This is a genomic window from uncultured Limimaricola sp. (genome assembly GCF_964022235.1).
In the GTDB taxonomy this organism is placed as follows: Bacteria; Pseudomonadota; Alphaproteobacteria; order Rhodobacterales; family Rhodobacteraceae; genus Limimaricola.
The window spans coordinates 175,401-190,796 of record NZ_CAXHZL010000002.1 but is presented as its reverse complement, the minus strand read 5'-3'; the positions used below and the strand labels follow the sequence as shown (position 1 = coordinate 190,796).

The following is a 15,396-nucleotide window of genomic DNA, read 5'->3' as shown; positions in this document are numbered from 1 at the left end:
GAGATCGATGGGAGGAGTTCTGGCCGTGCTGGGGCCGCTGGGGCGGCTCAACGCGGTGCTGTGTGCCGCGGGCCGCGGCATCGGCGTCGTGGCCATCGCCATCATGGTGGCGGTGACGCTGTTGCAGGTCGTCATGCGCTACGTGTTCAACAACGCGCTGCCTTGGCCTGACGAGGCGGCGCGCTTTTGCATGCTGTGGATGACCGGGCTGATGGCCCCGACGGCGCTGCGCCACGGCGGCTTCGTCGCGATCGACAGCCTGCTGATGGCGCTGCCGGTGCGGCTCTCTGCGCTGCTGTCGCTGATCCTTTTGTCCATCGCCATGCTGGTGCTGGTGATGGGGCTGACCATCGGCTGGGCCGAGGTGAACGGGCTGGGCGGACGCTTCGACACCGCCTCGCTCTACCTGCCAACCTCGTGGAACCTCGAGAGCTGGTACCGAATCCCGCGCAGCTGGATGTTGCTGTCGATGGTGGTGGGCTTCGCGCTGCTGATCCTCGTCAATCTCGAATTGATGCTGCGCGCCGTCATGGGGCTGTTCGGGGCCGCCGACCGGCTGCCCATGGTTAGAAATCCCGTTCTGGGGAGCGCCGAATAATGCTGGTCCTGTTCCTTCCGGTGTTCCTGTTCTTTCTGATGGTCGGTCTGCCGGTGTTCTTCGGCCTGCTGTTCGCGCCCGGCATCCTCTTGTGGCTCAACGGGCAGGAGCGCGACATCACGCTGCTCTACCGCAACCTCTACAACGGCATGGACAGCTTCCCGCTGATGGCGATCCCGTTCTTCATGCTCGCGGGCGAGCTGATGAACCGCGGCGGCATCACCTTGCGGCTGGTTGAGTTCTCCCAAGCCCTCATGGGGCACTTCCGGGGCGGTCTGGCGCATGTGAACATCCTGTCGTCGATGCTCTTCGCGGGGCTCTCGGGCTCGGCGGTGGCCGATACTTCGGCGCTGGGCTCGATGCTGATCCCGGCGATGGAAAAGCAGGGCTACACCCGCCGCTTCGCCGCCGCGATCACCGCCGCATCTTCGGTCATCGGTCCGATCATCCCGCCCTCGGGCATCATGATCATCTATGCCTATGTCATGGGCGAAAGCGTCGCAGCGCTGTTCCTCGCGGGCATCGTGCCGGGCATCCTCGTGGGCGTCGGGCTGATGGTGCTCGTGAAGCTCATGGCAGATCGCTATGATTTTCCCGTCGCCTCGCGCCGCCACACTTGGGGCGAACGCGGTCAGGCCTCGATCAAGGCCTTCTTCCCGCTGCTGACGCCGGTGATCATCCTCGGCGGCATCCTGTCGGGCGTGTTCACGCCCACCGAGGCCGCCGCCGTCGCCGTGGCCTATGCGCTCATCATCGGGATCTTCGTGTTGCGCACGCTGAAGCTCTCCGAACTGCCCGACGTGCTCGCCAAGGCAGGCATCACCTCCGCCGTGGTGCTGCTTTTGGTGGGGGCCGCGATGTCGTTCAAGACGGTGGTCTCGCTCTCCCACGCGCCCGAGCTTCTGGCCGACTTCATCCTGACGTTGACCGAGAACCCGCTCTTGCTGCTGTTCCTGATCAACCTGCTGCTGTTCGCGGTGGGCATGTTCCTCGACGCGGGCCCGGCAATCATCATTCTCGGGCCGATCCTCGGGCCGGTGTTCACCTCGCTCGGCGTCGACTCGGTGCATTTCGCGATCATCATGTGCGTGAACCTGACCGTGGGGCTGGCAACGCCACCGATGGGCCTCGTGCTCTTCGTCGCAGCCTCGGTCTCGGGCGAAAAGGTCGAGACCATTTCCAAGGCGATCCTGCCGTTTCTCGCGGTCGAGATCCTCGTGATCATGCTGATCACCTTCGTACCTGAGATTTCCATGACGATCCCGCGCCTGACGGGCTTCGCCGACTGAACAAGAAGATGAGCAAAAGGGAGGACACCATGCTCGCGAAAACCCTCAAGGCTGCCGGACTGGCCGCACTCATGGCCGGCACCGCGCTGCCCGTCATGGCACAGGACGTCACCCTGCGCGTCACCGCCAACTCCAACGAGAACGACGAGGATTACGACGGCCTCGTGGTCTTCAAGAACTACGTCGAGGCCGCCTCGAACGGCGCCATGGCGGTCGAGATCTTCATGGGCACGCAGCTGTGCTCGAACGGCGCGGAGTGCCTGCAAGGCGTGGCCGACGGCTCGATCGATGTCTATATCTCGACCTCGGGCGGCGCCTCGGGGCTGTTTCCCTACGTGCAGGTGCTCGACCTGCCTTACGTGATGGCCGACGACCGCGTAGCCGAAGCCGTGCTGTCGGGCGATTTCACCCGCACCATGCGCGACATGGCTCTGGCGGATTCGGACGACACGATCCGGCTCATGACCATCGGCAACACCGGCGGCTGGCGCAACTTTGCCAACACCAAGCGCCGCATCGCCCAACCCTCGGACATCGAGGGCCTGAAGATCCGCACCGTGGTCGCCGATCTGCCGCAAGAGCTGGTGCGCGCGCTGGGCGCCTCGCCGACGCCGATCCCGTGGCCCGAACTGTTCACCTCGCTGCAGACCGGCGTGGTCGAGGGCACCAAGAACGGCATCACCGACATCATGTCGATGAAGTTCCCGGACGCGGGCCTGCAATACGTCACCCTCGACGGCCACGCCTACATGGGTGCGCTGTGGTGGATGTCGAACCAGCGCTTCCAAGAGCTGCCCGACGATCTCAAGCGCGTCGTGGTCGACGGCTTCTACCAGCTGCAGCAGGCGACCTTTGCCTCGCCGAAGCGCAAGTCGATCCAGGCCTATGAAGATTTCGTGGCCGGTGGTGGCGATCTCTACGTGCCGAGCCCCGACGAAAAGGCCGCCTTCGCCGAGGCCGCGCAGCCGGTCTACGAATGGTTCACCGCCAATGTCGACGGCGGGCAGGAGATCTATGATGCGCTGACCGCCGCCGTGGCCGAGGCCGAGAGCGATCTCGAGGCCGCGCGCGCCGCCGACATGAAGTGAGCCTGCGCTTCTGACCTGACCGGGGGACGCAACGGCGCCCCTTGGTCCCGCGCCTGCCTTGGACCGATCCAAGGCAGGCGCTTTTCCCGACATTCCGATGCCTCTCCCAGCCGGGCCATCGCCCGGACACCTCCCCTTTGTCTTCAGGAGCCACCATGACCCGTCTTGCCGAGCAGTCCCGGACCCTCTTTCCGGGCCTTGCCCTCGCGGTGCTGGTGGCGATGGCGGCGCAGTTCCTGTCCGAGCATTACGGCGCGCCCGCGATGCTGATGGCGATCCTTCTGGGCATCGCTTTGCAGTTCCTCTCCGAAGAGCCGCGCTCGGCCCCCGGCATCGGCTTTGCCTCGCGCATGCTGCTGCGCATCGGCGTGGCGCTGTTGGGCGTGCGGATCAGCGTCGGCATGGTGCAGGAGCTGGGTCTGGGGCTCTTCGCGCTCATCGTCGGCGGTGTCTTTGCCACCATCGGCGCGTCGCTGGCCTTTGCATGGGCCACCGGACGCGACAGGCTCTTTGCGTTTCTCTCGGGCGGCGCGGTGGCGATCTGCGGAGCCTCTGCGGCGATGGCCATCGCCTCGGTGCTGCCCCGCCGCGAGGGGGGCGAACGCGATCTGATTTTCACCGTGGTCTCGGTCACCATGCTCTCGACGCTGGCGATGATCGCCTATCCGATCCTCGCCGCGCGGCTGGGCTTCGATGCGCGCCAGACCGGCGTGTTTCTGGGCGGCACGATCCACGACGTGGCGCAGGTGGTGGGTGCAGGCTACTCGGTCTCCGAGGAAACGGGCGACATCGCGACGCTGGTGAAGCTCATCCGCGTCACCATGCTGGCTCCGATCGTGCTCGTGGCCGCCCTCGTGATGCGCCGCCGCGCACCGCAAGGGGCCGCGCGGCCGCCGCTGGTGCCGGGCTTCGTGCTGGGGTTTCTCGCGCTTGCCGCGCTCAACTCGATGCAGCTTCTGCCCGGCTGGAGCATCGAGGCCCTGAGCGCCGTCTCACGCTGGGCGCTGCTGACCGCCATCGCCGCCGTCGGCATGAAGACCTCGCTGAGAAAACTGCTCGACGTCGGCGGCCGAGCGATTGCGCTGCTGACCGCGCAGACGGTGTTCCTCGCGCTGTTTCTTGGCCTTGGCGTGGCGCTGATCGGCTAGGCGGTAATACTTGTTGACCAATTTTTGAGCATTGCTACTCTTGACCTAACGTAAGGTGAGGGAGGACCCGATGCGTATTTCCAGAATGACGGCCGCGCTGCTGATGGCGACGGCCTTGCCGGTGTCGGCGCTGGCCCAGAGCAGCGACGACAGCCTGTCCAAGATGCGGGAGTTCCGGACTACGGGAACTTCGCTCGACATACCTGTGATCGACCAGAAGGGCGAAAACGCCGACCGCCTGCGCGGCATCCTCGAGAACATCGAGATGCCCGAGGGCTTTCAGATCGACCTCTTCGCGGTAGTGCCCGATGCGCGGCACATGGCGCTGGGCAACTCGGTGCCGGTGGTTTTCGTGGGCACCCGCAAGGACAAGTTCTGGGCCGTGACCGACCGTGACGGCGACCGCGTCGCCGACGAGGTCAAGGAATTCGCCCCCGCGCTCGACCTTGCGGTGCCGAACGGACCTTGCATGACCAAGGACGGCTTTCTCGTTCTGGCCGAACACAACCGGGTGCTGATGTTCCCGGCGGCGGAATTCTTCTACGAATCCCCCGACGTGGCCGTGGCCGAAGTCGTCCCGCAGGGCGAGCTGATCCCGGTCGAGGAGGAAAGCTTCAACCACGGTGCCCGGGTCTGCGACATCGGCCCCGATGGCATGCTCTACATCTCGATGGGCCAGCCGCACAACGTGCCGCCCGCCGAGAAGATGGACCTCTACAACGAGGTCGGCATGGGCGGGATCATCCGCATGAACACCGACGGCTCGGGCCGCGAGGTCTATGCGCGCGGCATCCGCAACTCGGTCGGCATGGATTTCAACCCCGCCAATGACGAGTTGTGGTTCACCGACAATCAGGTCGACGGCATGGGCGACGACATCCCGCCGGGCGAGATCAACCGCATCACTGCGGCCAACCAGAACTTCGGCTTTCCGTGGTACGGCGGCGGCACGACGCGCACCAATGAATACATGGACGCGGAGATCCCCGCCGACGTGGTGAACCCGGAGGTCGAACTGACCGCCCATGCCGCTGATCTCGGCATGGCCTTCTACGGGGCCGACAGCTTTCCCAGTAAATACCACGGCGGCATCTTCTCGGCGCAGCACGGCTCTTGGAACCGCACCACGCCTGTTGGCGCACGGGTGATGTTCACCCCGGTGGGCGAGGACGGCTCGGCGGGCGAGGCCGAGGTCTTTGCCGAAGGCTGGCTCACCGACAACGGCGAATACCTTGGGCGGCCCGTCGATGTCGCCGTCATGAAGGACGGCTCGCTATTGGTGTCCGACGACTTCGCGGGCGCGATCTACCGGATCTCCTACACTGGCTCGGACGGCGGCGCGCAGGCTGGCGGGACCGGCATGGGAGAGGCGAACATGGAGGCCATGGACGAACACATGGAAGAGAACATGGAAAACATGGAGCACATGGAGATGGAGAGCGAGGAAACCGAAACCTCGAACTGAAGCCTGACCCTCGTGGCCGCTTTGGCGGCCGCGATCCCCCGTTTTCCTCGGAGACCAGCATGACATCGACCCAGTTCGCGGCAGGCTTGGCCGCGCTTCTTCTTATCGCGCCCATGGCCTATGCGGGCGACCCGCAGCTAGGCCGGGAGGCGGTCGGCGCCTGCGCCACCTGCCACGGGCGCGACGGCATCGCCATGGCCCCCGACGCGCCCAACCTAGCCGGTCAGCCCGAGAGCTATCTCGTCGAACAGATCCAAGCCTATCGCTCGGGCGAGCGCGAACACGAGCAGATGACGCTCATCGCGCAGAGCCTCGAAGACGACGAGATCGACGACATCGCGGCCTATTTCGCGGCGATCGAAATTACGGCGACGGTGCCCGACGATCTGAAATGAACCTCAGGGCGCGGCGGCGCCGATCCTCGGGAAGGCATCGCGCCAGCGCGCCTGAAACAGCGCCCGCTTGTGCGCGTCGAGCGCAATGAGCAACGCAGGCGTGAGGGCGATGGGGCGTTGCAGCGTCTCGGTGGCCTCGCCTAATTCCAAGGCGGTGCCGTCCTCGCTCTCCAGCCGCACGATCAGCAGGGCGGCCTCGAGCGCGCGGCGGCCCTCGCTCGAAAGCAGGAAATCCACGAATTGCGAGGCGGCGCGCGGCTGCCCGGCCTCGCGCGGGATCATCGCGGCGCGCGACAGCACTAGCGTGTAATCCTGAGGCGCGATGACCCCGAGCCGCGGGTCGCGCCGCGCCCGCACCAGCGCATAGGAGCCCAGCACGTTGTAGGCCACGAGATATTGCCCCTCGGCGACGCCGTCGATGATCTCGGCCGAACAGCAGGTGGCGATCGCGCCGGATCGCCCAAAGCTCTCCATCAGGCCGCCGAAGGTCGTGGCCTCGGTCGAGTCCGCGAAGGCAAAGAGAAAGCCCAAGCCCGACCGCTCGATGTCATAGGTGGCGACGCGGCCCCGAAACGGGCTTTCGGTCGGGCGCAGCAGGTCGAGCAGATCGAAGCGCGAGCGCGGCACCTGCGCGGGCTGCACGAGATCGCGGTTGTAGACCATGACGGCGGGCTCGCGGGTGACGCCCCACAGCTCGTCGCGCCAGATCAGCGCGTCGGGCAGCGCGGCGGTCAGGGCCGAGCGGTGCGGGCGGGCGCAGCCTTCGTTCACCAGATCGACCATCTGGTGCACCGCCGAGGAGATCACCAGATCCGCGCCCGCGCGCCCGCTGGCGCAGTCCTCGGCCTGCAGGCGGTAGAGGGCGTTCGACCCCCATTGCTCATAGCGGATCGCGATGTTCGGGCGGCTGTCCAGAAACGCCTCGACCACCGGTCCCAGCACCGCGATGTCGGTGGTCGAGCGCAGCCGCAGCACCTCGGTCGCGGTGTCGGGGCCAAAGTCGCGCGTCAGCTCCTGCGCCTGCACAGGTGCGGCGAAGAGCGCCAGCGCCATGAGGCCCGCGCGGATCATGCGCCGATCCTTGGCAGGCGCAGCGCCGCCTCGAAGCCATCATCGCGCGGCCCGAGCACGAGCGCGCCGCCGTGGCTCTGTGCCACCTCGCGCGCGATGGCGAGGCCGAGCCCCGCGCCGCCGGGCGCATGGGCGGCAAAGCGCGCGCCCATGCCCGCGAGGATCGCGGGCGCGGGGCCAGGGCCCGCGTCGCGCGCGAACAGCCGTACGCTGCCGTTCTCGCGCGCCACACCGATGCGGATTGGCGCGCGGCCATGCGACAGCGCATTGGCCGCGAGGTTCTTGCCCGCCTCCACCAGCGACAGCGCGTCGCCGCGCACCACCACCGGGGCGGGGGGCAGGTCGAGCCGGATCGCGGCCCCGCCCGGCACGTCCTCGAGCGCCTCATAGATCTCGAGCGCCACGTCGCGCAGGTCCAAGGCGCTGCGCGGCGCGGTGTCGGTGCGGTGGATCGTCATCGCGCGGTCGAGCATCCGGTCGAGCAGCCGTGACAGCCCGACGCTGCGCTCGTGGATGCGCGCGAGCAGCCGGGCGCGGCGTTCGGGGTCGGCCTCGTCCTGCGCGTCCTGCGCCTGCGCGCGGATCGCCGCTACGGGCGTGCGCAGCTGATGCGCCGCGTCGCCGATCAGGTTGCGGCTCGCCGTCGCCTGTCGGTCGAGCCGCCCCATGAAACCGTTGAGCGCGCCCAGCACGGGCGCGATCTCGGAGGGCATCGGCAAGGTGATCGGCGTGAGATCGGTGGGATCGCGCCGCGCCAGCGCCCGGCCCAACCGCTGCAGCGGCCTGAGCGCCGAGCGGGTCGCGAGCCAGGCAAAGAGCCCGATGGCGAGACCGGCGGCAGCGAGCACCGCCAGCGCCCCGCCCGCAATGTCCCGCGCCAGCGCCTGCCGCGCGCGCAGGGTCTGACCCACGGTTACGCGCACCGGCCCCGAAAAACTGCGTTCCGCAAATCGGCGGGTCAGGGCCACGTAGCGGCCCGGTTCGGCCCCGAGATCGCCGTCGTAGAACACCGGCCCCGGCGCATCGCGTCGCGGCGGGGCCGGGGCCGCGTCCGATCCTGTGAGCGTGGTGCCATCCGGGCCGGTGACGCGGTAGCGGATGCGGTCCTCGGGAGCCAGCGCCAGCATCTGGAACGCGGAGGCGGGCATGTCGACCACCGCCGCCCCGTCGCGGATGGTGATCGAGGCGGCGATGTCGTTTGCCGCCCCCAGCAACAGCCGGTCATAGGCCTCACGCGCCGCGCGGCCGCCATAGGCGAGGGCCACCGACAGCACCACGACGCCGCCCAAGAGCAGCACCGCGCCCACGGCAAGCGCTACGCGCGACTTCAAGGACCAGGTCCGCGTTTCAGCCATCGAGATCGAGCCGGTAGCCGAGCCCCCGATGCGTTTCGATGGCCACGCCGGACCCTGAAAGCTTCTTGCGCAGACGCGCCACGTAAAGCTCGATGGTGTTGGTACCGACATCGGCGTTCTCAAAGCCGAACAGCCCGTCGAACAGGCGATCCTTCGACATGATCCGGCCTCGGTTGGCGATGAGCAAATTCAACAGCGCCAGTTCGCGCCGCGTCGCGGTGACGGCAGCGCCGCCCACCCGCAGGCTCTGCGCGCCGGCGTCGAAGTCGAGGCCGCCCAAGGTCACCCGGTTTTCGGCCCGCCCCGCCTCACGCCGCGTGAGCGCGCGCAGCCGCGCCTCAAGCTCGCGCAGATCGAAGGGCTTGACGAGATAGTCGTCCGCGCCCTCGTCGAGCGCGCCGACACGGTCCTCGACCGAGAACTGCGCGGTGAGCACCAGCACCGGGGTCCGGTCGCCGGCGCGGCGGCGTTCGCGCAGGAAATCGCGGCCCGAGCCGTCGGGCAGGTTCAGGTCGAGCACGATGGCGGCATAGCCGGTGATGTCGGCGCAGGCGCGCGCATCCGCCAGCGTCGGCGCGATGTCGCAGGCAAAGCCCGCGCGCCCGAGGCTCGCGCTCGCGGCTTCGGCGACATCCGACGTGTCCTCGACGATCAGTATCCGCATGCATCCTCCGGCAGCCCACCATAGGGGCGCTCCGCCGCATTAAGAAGCCCAGACGCGCGCGATGACAGCTTGATGACAGCTTGGAGGGTCACAAGGGCGGACGAGGCTGCCGGGGGGAGTTCCGGACGGCCCTGACCTTTGGGAGGACAGATATGACCAACACGTTCCGCCGCGGCCTGATCGCCGCCGCGCTTCTGGGCACCGCCCCGGCCGCACTTCTGGCGCAGGGCTTCACGCCCGAGAACCCGGAATGCATCGCCCCTGCCAACCCGGGCGGCGGATGGGACTTCACCTGCCGTCAGGCGGGCAAGACTCTGCAGGACCTCGACCTGATCCCCTCGACCATGCAGGTGGTGAACCTCGCCGGCGGCGGCGGCGGCGTGGCCTTCGCCGAGGTCGTCAACAAGCGCAAGGATGACAACGACCTGATCGTCGCGGCCTCTTCGGCCACCGCAACCCGCCTTGCGCAAAACGCCTATCCGGGCAACACCATGGATCAGGTCCGCTGGCTCGGCGCGCTGGGCGCGGATTACGGCGTCATCGCCGTGGCCGCCGACAGCGAGGTGCAGGACCTGCCAGCGCTGATGGAGATGATCAAGAACGATCCGACCTCGGTGTCGATCGGCGGCGGCTCGGCCGTGGGCGGCTGGGACCACCTCAAGGTGCTGATCGCGGCGCAGAAATCCGGCATCGAGGACGTGCGCTCGGTCAAGTACATCGCCTTCGACGGTGGCGGCGAGGCGGTGACGCAGCTCTTGGGCGGCTCGCTGCAGGCCTTCACCGGTGACTTGTCGGAATCCACCGGCTTCGTGGAATCGGGCGACATCCGCGTGCTGGCGGTGCTGGCGCCCGAGCGTCTGGACGGCGAGTTCTCGGACATTCCTACCGCCAAGGAGCAGGGCATCGACGCGGTCGGCGCCAACTGGCGCGGCTTCTACGGTCCGGGCGAGATGTCGAAGGAGGCCTATGACTACTGGGTCTCGGCGATCGACCAACTCTATGACAGCGAAGAGTGGAAGACGACGATGGCGACCAACGGTCTCGCGCCGCTCGACCTGCAGGGCGAGGAGTTCCAGAGCTTCGTGACCGAGTCGGTCCAGAGCATCACCGACCTGTCGAAAGAGATCGGCATCATCCAGTAAACGGCCCCACGCGGTCGGGTGGGGCGTGCCACGGGCGCGCCCCGCTTTCAATTTGAGGGAGGGATCGCATGAGCGATCGCATCTTCGGTGGCATCGGTCTGATGCTTGCGCTGCTCTATGTCTGGCGCGCCACGATCATCCCCGACAGCTTCATGTCCGACGCCGTCGGCCCGCGCGCCTTTCCCTATGGCATCGCCACGATCATGGCGCTGGCCTCGCTGTGGTTCCTGTTCAAGCCGGACCCCGAGCCCGAGTGGCCGCAGATGGGGCGTCTGGCTGAGATCGGCCTCGCCGCCGCCGTGATGATCGCCTACGCGCAGCTGCTGCCCGAGGTGGGCTTTGTCATCGCGACCGCCTTCGCGGCGGCCTACCTGACATGGCGGCTGGGCTCGACGCTGCTGCAAAGCGTGATCATCGGCGTGGCCACCTCGCTCGGGATCTACGTCATCTTCCACCTCGTCCTCGGGCTCAGCCTTGCCCGCGGGCCCTTGGGCATCTGAGGAGCGCGCCATGGACACCCTTGCATCCCTCGCGGACGGCTTCGCCGTCGCACTGACCTTCCAGAACATCGGCCTTGCGCTGATGGGCTGCTTTCTGGGCACCATCATGGGGGCGCTGCCGGGCCTCGGCCCGTCGAACGGCGTCGCCATCCTGATCCCGCTCGCCTTCACGCTGGGGCTCGGCGCCACGCCATCGCTGATCCTGCTCACAAGCGTCTATTACGGCGCGATGTATGGCGGGCGCATATCGTCGATCCTGCTGAACATCCCCGGTGACGAACCGGCGATGATGACCTGTCTCGACGGCCACCCGATGGCACGTCAGGGGCGGGCGGGCGAGGCGCTGGCCCTGTCGGGCGTTGCCTCCTTCGTGGGCGCGTTCTTTGCCACCTGGGGCCTCGTGTTTCTGGCGCCGCAGCTCGTCCGCGTGGCGCTGCTGTTCGGCCCGGCCGAATACTTCGCGCTCTTCGCGCTGGCTTTCATGACGCTGGGCGGCGTGTCCTCGACCAACCAGGCCAAGGCAGCCTTTGCCGCGGCCCTCGGCCTCGGCCTTGCCATGGTCGGCGTCGACACCCAGACCGGCGTGCCGCGCTTTACCTTCGGCGAGGTGCATCTCTACGACGGCATCGATTTCCTCGTGGCCATCGTCGGCCTGTTCGCACTGTCCGAAGTGTTCATCTTCCTCGAGCATCGCGGCACCGACAAGGACGCCTCCACCGCGCCCAAGATGGACATCGGCCGCATCACGCCCTCCTGGGCGATGCTGAAATACTGCACGCCGACGATGCTGCGCACGACCGTGCTGGGCTTCATCGCGGGCGTGCTGCCCGGCGCGGGGGCCTCGCTCGGCTCCTTCATCAGCTATTCGATGGAGAAGAAGCTGGTCGACAAGGAGGGCACCTTCGGCACCGGCGATCCGCGCGGCGTGGCCGCCCCCGAGGCGGGCAACAACGCCGCCGCCGGTGGGGCCTTGGTGCCGATGCTGGCGCTGGGCGTGCCGGGGTCCGGCACGACCGCCGTGCTGCTCGCGGTATTGTTGTCGCTCAACATCACGCCCGGCCCGCTCCTGTTCACGCAGAACCCCGACGTGGTCTGGGGCCTGATCGCGGCGCTTTTCATCGGCAACGTCATGCTTTTGGCGATGAACATTCCGATGGTGGGCCTGTTCGTGCGGGTGCTGATGGTGCCGCCGCGGATCCTGATGCCGGTGGTGGCGATGGTCTCCTTCGTCGGCATCTACGGCATCTCGGGCTCGAGCTTCGATCTGATGGTGATGGTGGCCTTCGGTGTCGCGGGCTGGCTGCTCAGGAAGCTCGACGTGCCGTTGGTGCCGGTGATCCTCGGCACGCTTTTGGGCAACGCGATGGAGGTCAACATGCGCCGCGCCGTGACCATTGCCGATGGCGACTACTCGGTGCTGTTCGGCTCTTGGCTGACGCTGTCACTCTGGGCCGTGGCGATCATCGGTTTCATCCTGCCGATCTTCGTGGGCGGCGTGGTCAAGGCGCGGATGCGCGGTGCCGCCGAGCGTGAGGCGTCGCTCACCGACTGAGCCCCTGTCTCGACGAAGCTCATGTTTCGACGGACCCTCAAGCGGGGGCGGCTATAGGCCGCCCCCGTTTTGCGTTCAGCTTGCTTTTGCGCCACCATGTGTCTCGAGCACGATGCGCAGCAGGGCTTCTTGGCCAAAGGGCTTGGTCAACACCCGCGCGCCGGGCAGATCCTCCGAGCCGGGCACGCGTTCGCGCCCGGTGGCGAAGATCACCGGCAGGCCCGGCTGCAGCGCCACGGCGTCGCGCGCCACGTCGAGGCCCGAGCGATCCGGCAGGCCCACGTCGATGAGCAGCCGGTCGGTGGGGGCCTCCTTGATGAGCGCCAAGGCCTGCGCGCCGGTCGCGGCCTCGCGCACGTCGGCCCCGGCGGCAAGCAGCATCTCCACCAGATCGAGCCGGATGAAGGTGTCATCCTCGCATACGACGATCCTGAGCCCGGAGATGTCCTCCGGTGCGGAGGTCGCAGGGGCGGCGGGTGTCGCCGGAGCCGAGACACTGACGACATCGTCCGACGTCATGGCCACGCCGTTGGCAAGCGCCATCGGATCGAGCAGTTCGCGCAACCGCCGCGCAAGGGTTTCGCGGCGGTATGGCTTGGGCAGAAGCTGGATGCCCTCGTCGAGGCGGCCGTCATGCACGATGGCATCGCGTGAATAGCCCGAGGCGAAGAGCACCGGCAGGCCCGGACGCAGATCCTGCGCACGCGAGGCCATAGCGCGGCTGGTCAGCCGTCCAGGCATTACCACGTCGGTGAGCAGCAGATCGAAGCGCTGATCGCTCTCGATCGCCTCGAGACCGGCGTCGGCGTCCTCAGCCTCGATCACCCGGTAGCCCAGATCCCGCAGCATCTCGGCACCGACGCGGCGCACATCCGCGTCGTCCTCGACCAGAAGCACCGTCTCGGTGCCGCCCGTGACCGGTCCCGCGTGGCGCAATGGCACCGGCTTTTCGGTGCGCAGCGACCGCGGTAGGTAAAGCCGCACCGTCGTGCCAGCACCCGGCGCGCTCTCGATCGCGACATGGCCGCCCGACTGTTTGACGAAGCCGTAGACCATCGCCATGCCCAGCCCGGTGCCGCGACCTTCGGGCTTGGTGGTGAAGAACGGTTCGAAGATCTTCTCGATCACCTCGGGAGGCATGCCGCAGCCTTCGTCGATGATCGACAACCGCACGTATTCGCCCGGCACCACATCGGTCAGAACGCGCGCGGTCTCGGAATCGAGTTCGCAATTGTCGAGCTCGATGCGCAGGCGGCCGCGGCCCTCCATCGCGTCGCGGGCGTTGACCACAAGGTTGATCAGCGCGTTTTCAAGGTTGGTGATGTCGACCAGCGTGTTCCACAGGCTCCGCGCGGTAGCGGTCTCGATCCGCACGCCTTCGCCCACTGCCGAATGCAGGATCGGCCCGACCTCGCGCAGCATCCGCCCCAGATCGACAGCGCGCGGCTCGAGCGGCTGGCGTCGTCCGAAGGCCAGAAGCTGCGCCGCGAGCGTGGCGCCGCGCTCCACGGCCCCCATCGCCTGATCGAGCCGCGTCGCCGCGAGCCGGCCCTGCGACAGCTCGCGCTGGGCCAGTTGCAGGCTGCCGGTGATCGCCTGAAGCAGGTTGTTGAAGTCATGCGCGACGCCACCCGCAAGGTTGCCGATGGCCTCCATCTTCTGGCTCTGGCGCAAGGTGGCGTTGACCCGCTCGAGCGTCTGGTTGCGCTGCTCTACCCGCTCCTCGAGCGTGGCGTTCAGATTGGCCAGCGCGGCCTCGGTGCTCTTGCGGTCCTCGATGTCGGTGTTGGTGCCGATCCAGCGCGAGATCTTGCCTTCGGCGTCGCGCACCGGCACAGCGCGTACCAGAAACCACCGATACCGCCCATCGGCGGCGCGCAGGCGGAATTCGGTCTCATAGGTCGTCTCGGTCTCGAGCGATACCTGCCAGACCTTGGACACGCGATCGACGTCACCCGGATGGATCACCTCGGTCCAGCGCGCGCCAAGGACGTCCTCCGCACCGCGTCCGGTGAATTCGTAGACCCGGTCGCTGGCCCAGTCGAGGTCGCCGTCGGGCAGGGCGCTCCAGACATGCGACGGCATGTTCTGCGCCATCATCCGAAACTGTTCTTCGGCCTCGCGCAGCTCCCGCTCGGCGCGCTTTTGCGCGGTCACGTCGTGGCCCTGCACCAGGATGCCGATGGTCTCACCCTTGGGGTTCGACAGGGGCTGGTAGACAAAGTCGACAAAGACCTCGCGGGGCGGGCCGTTCTCGACGTTGACGTAGGCCTGCACACCGTGCAGCGTGATCGCCTCGCCGGTCTGGTAAACGCGGTCGAGAAGATCGATGAAGCCCTGCTCGCGAATCTCTGGCAGCGCCTCCGCGGCGGGCCGGCCGATCAGATCCCGATGCGCGCCGACGATCCTCAGATATTCGCGGTTGGCGAGTCGGTAGACATGATCGGTATCGGAATGGATCGCGATGATGCTCGGGGCCTGATCGAACACGGTCTCGAAGAACCGAGTGGCCATGCCGAGCTCGAAATTCTGCTGCGCCACGGTTTCGGCCCGCAACAGGACGCCGCTCTCGGTGCCGGATTCCCCGCGTGTCTCGGACGCGTCGGCTCCGGAGGTCTTCCCCCCCGCGTTGTGAGCCTTCTGATACAGCTCGGTCACGTCATGCGTGTTCTGCAGCAGGAACTCGACCTCGCCCGACGGATCGAGGATCGGCAGATGGGTGGCGCTCCAGTAGCGGTGCGCGATTTGACCCGCCGCATCCGCGATCGGGTAGGGGATCAATGGCAGATGATCCATCTGAGCCGTTGCAAACACGCGGTCGAAAGAGCCGCGCAGCATCGTGTCGGCCTCCCCCTCGGCCGGAAAGACATCGCTGTAGAGCTGACCGATCAGCTGTTCGGGACGACGCTGCGTCACGTCGTAATAGGCCCGGTTCGCCCAGACGTAGCGCAACTCGCGGTCGAGCAGCATGTAGGCCGTGGGGGCCGATTCGAAGACTGCGCTGATGTCGACACCCATGCGGCTGTCCTCCGAAAATGCGAGCCTGCCAGATATATCGGACACGCGCGGAGGAACAAGGCGTAGACGACATCGCGAAGTGGTCAACAAAAATTACCAGTTGCCTTTGCA

Annotated in this window: 13 protein-coding genes; 9 read left to right on the top strand and 4 right to left on the bottom strand. The window is 67.2% G+C overall.

Annotated elements, in window-relative coordinates; all coding sequences use genetic code 11:
• The first annotated feature begins 7 nt into the window (after window positions 1-7).
• From AADJ02_RS03415 to AADJ02_RS03390, 6 genes are all read left to right on the top strand, one after another.
• Window positions 8-598 (top strand): TRAP transporter small permease subunit, encoded by a 591-nt coding sequence (locus tag AADJ02_RS03415; protein ID WP_341211582.1) that lies wholly within the window; start codon window positions 8-10, stop codon window positions 596-598.
• Complete coding sequence (locus AADJ02_RS03410) at window positions 598-1,887, top strand: TRAP transporter large permease (protein WP_341211581.1); 1,290 nt, start codon at window positions 598-600, stop codon at window positions 1,885-1,887. The genes AADJ02_RS03415 and AADJ02_RS03410 overlap by 1 nt, the downstream gene beginning before the upstream one ends.
• A 29-nt stretch (window positions 1,888-1,916) precedes the next feature.
• Entirely contained in the window at window positions 1,917-2,975 is a 1,059-nt protein-coding gene (gene dctP, locus AADJ02_RS03405; RefSeq protein ID WP_341211580.1) for a TRAP transporter substrate-binding protein DctP, read from the top strand.
• Between the two features lie 155 nt (window positions 2,976-3,130).
• Window positions 3,131-4,123, top strand: coding sequence for a putative sulfate exporter family transporter (locus tag AADJ02_RS03400; RefSeq protein ID WP_341211579.1), 993 nt, complete (start codon window positions 3,131-3,133; stop codon window positions 4,121-4,123).
• 70 nt (window positions 4,124-4,193) lie between these two features.
• A complete protein-coding gene (locus AADJ02_RS03395) occupies window positions 4,194-5,588 on the top strand; it encodes a PQQ-dependent sugar dehydrogenase (RefSeq protein WP_341211578.1) in 1,395 nt (464 codons plus the stop codon).
• 59 nt (window positions 5,589-5,647) lie between these two features.
• Window positions 5,648-5,983: a cytochrome c gene (locus AADJ02_RS03390; RefSeq protein ID WP_341211577.1), complete on the top strand. Its 336-nt coding sequence runs from the start codon at window positions 5,648-5,650 to the stop codon at window positions 5,981-5,983.
• Between the two features lie 3 nt (window positions 5,984-5,986).
• Here the strand turns inward: AADJ02_RS03390 and AADJ02_RS03385 are convergent, their stop codons facing one another.
• The 3 genes from AADJ02_RS03385 to AADJ02_RS03375 are packed head-to-tail and all read right to left on the bottom strand — an operon-like array spanning window position 5,987 to window position 9,073.
• On the bottom strand, window positions 5,987-7,054 hold the full coding sequence (locus AADJ02_RS03385) for an ABC transporter substrate-binding protein (RefSeq protein WP_341211576.1): 1,068 nt from the start codon (window positions 7,052-7,054) through the stop codon (window positions 5,987-5,989).
• Complete coding sequence (locus tag AADJ02_RS03380; protein ID WP_341211575.1) at window positions 7,051-8,385, bottom strand: sensor histidine kinase N-terminal domain-containing protein; 1,335 nt, start codon at window positions 8,383-8,385, stop codon at window positions 7,051-7,053. Before AADJ02_RS03380 ends, AADJ02_RS03385 begins: the two co-directional genes overlap by 4 nt.
• A gap of 16 nt (window positions 8,386-8,401) precedes the next feature.
• Window positions 8,402-9,073: a response regulator transcription factor gene (locus AADJ02_RS03375; protein WP_341211574.1), complete on the bottom strand. Its 672-nt coding sequence runs from the start codon at window positions 9,071-9,073 to the stop codon at window positions 8,402-8,404.
• Between the two features lie 152 nt (window positions 9,074-9,225).
• Here AADJ02_RS03375 and AADJ02_RS03370 point away from each other — a divergent pair, with 152 nt between their 5' ends.
• The 3 genes from AADJ02_RS03370 (at window position 9,226) to AADJ02_RS03360 (ending at window position 12,267) form a co-directional block, all read left to right on the top strand.
• Window positions 9,226-10,215 carry a tripartite tricarboxylate transporter substrate-binding protein gene (locus AADJ02_RS03370; protein WP_341211573.1) on the top strand — a complete coding sequence of 330 codons (990 nt, stop codon included), beginning with the start codon at window positions 9,226-9,228 and terminating at the stop codon, window positions 10,213-10,215.
• Window positions 10,216-10,283: 68 nt separating this feature from the next.
• A complete protein-coding gene (locus AADJ02_RS03365; RefSeq protein ID WP_341211572.1) occupies window positions 10,284-10,715 on the top strand; it encodes a tripartite tricarboxylate transporter TctB family protein in 432 nt (143 codons plus the stop codon).
• 10 nt (window positions 10,716-10,725) lie between these two features.
• Window positions 10,726-12,267: a tripartite tricarboxylate transporter permease gene (locus AADJ02_RS03360; protein ID WP_341211571.1), complete on the top strand. Its 1,542-nt coding sequence runs from the start codon at window positions 10,726-10,728 to the stop codon at window positions 12,265-12,267.
• A 75-nt stretch (window positions 12,268-12,342) separates the two neighbouring features.
• Here AADJ02_RS03360 and AADJ02_RS03355 read toward each other — a convergent pair whose 3' ends face one another.
• Complete coding sequence (locus AADJ02_RS03355) at window positions 12,343-15,285, bottom strand: PAS domain-containing protein (protein WP_341211570.1); 2,943 nt, start codon at window positions 15,283-15,285, stop codon at window positions 12,343-12,345.
• Window positions 15,286-15,396 lie beyond the last annotated feature (111 nt).

What these genes read in the sequence shown, in the direction of transcription:
- AADJ02_RS03375 (WP_341211574.1), bottom strand. Translation starts at nt 9,073, where the DNA reads ATGCGGATACTGATCGTCGAGGACACGTCGGATGTCGCCGAAGCCGCG.
- AADJ02_RS03390 (WP_341211577.1), top strand. Translation starts at nt 5,648, where the DNA reads ATGACATCGACCCAGTTCGCGGCAGGCTTGGCCGCGCTTCTTCTTATC.
- AADJ02_RS03385 (WP_341211576.1), bottom strand. Translation starts at nt 7,054, where the DNA reads ATGATCCGCGCGGGCCTCATGGCGCTGGCGCTCTTCGCCGCACCTGTG.
- AADJ02_RS03355 (WP_341211570.1), bottom strand. Translation starts at nt 15,285, where the DNA reads ATGGGTGTCGACATCAGCGCAGTCTTCGAATCGGCCCCCACGGCCTAC.
- AADJ02_RS03400 (WP_341211579.1), top strand. Translation starts at nt 3,131, where the DNA reads ATGACCCGTCTTGCCGAGCAGTCCCGGACCCTCTTTCCGGGCCTTGCC.
- dctP (WP_341211580.1), top strand. Translation starts at nt 1,917, where the DNA reads ATGCTCGCGAAAACCCTCAAGGCTGCCGGACTGGCCGCACTCATGGCC.
- AADJ02_RS03370 (WP_341211573.1), top strand. Translation starts at nt 9,226, where the DNA reads ATGACCAACACGTTCCGCCGCGGCCTGATCGCCGCCGCGCTTCTGGGC.
- AADJ02_RS03410 (WP_341211581.1), top strand. Translation starts at nt 598, where the DNA reads ATGCTGGTCCTGTTCCTTCCGGTGTTCCTGTTCTTTCTGATGGTCGGT.
- AADJ02_RS03365 (WP_341211572.1), top strand. Translation starts at nt 10,284, where the DNA reads ATGAGCGATCGCATCTTCGGTGGCATCGGTCTGATGCTTGCGCTGCTC.
- AADJ02_RS03360 (WP_341211571.1), top strand. Translation starts at nt 10,726, where the DNA reads ATGGACACCCTTGCATCCCTCGCGGACGGCTTCGCCGTCGCACTGACC.
- AADJ02_RS03415 (WP_341211582.1), top strand. Translation starts at nt 8, where the DNA reads ATGGGAGGAGTTCTGGCCGTGCTGGGGCCGCTGGGGCGGCTCAACGCG.
- AADJ02_RS03395 (WP_341211578.1), top strand. Translation starts at nt 4,194, where the DNA reads ATGCGTATTTCCAGAATGACGGCCGCGCTGCTGATGGCGACGGCCTTG.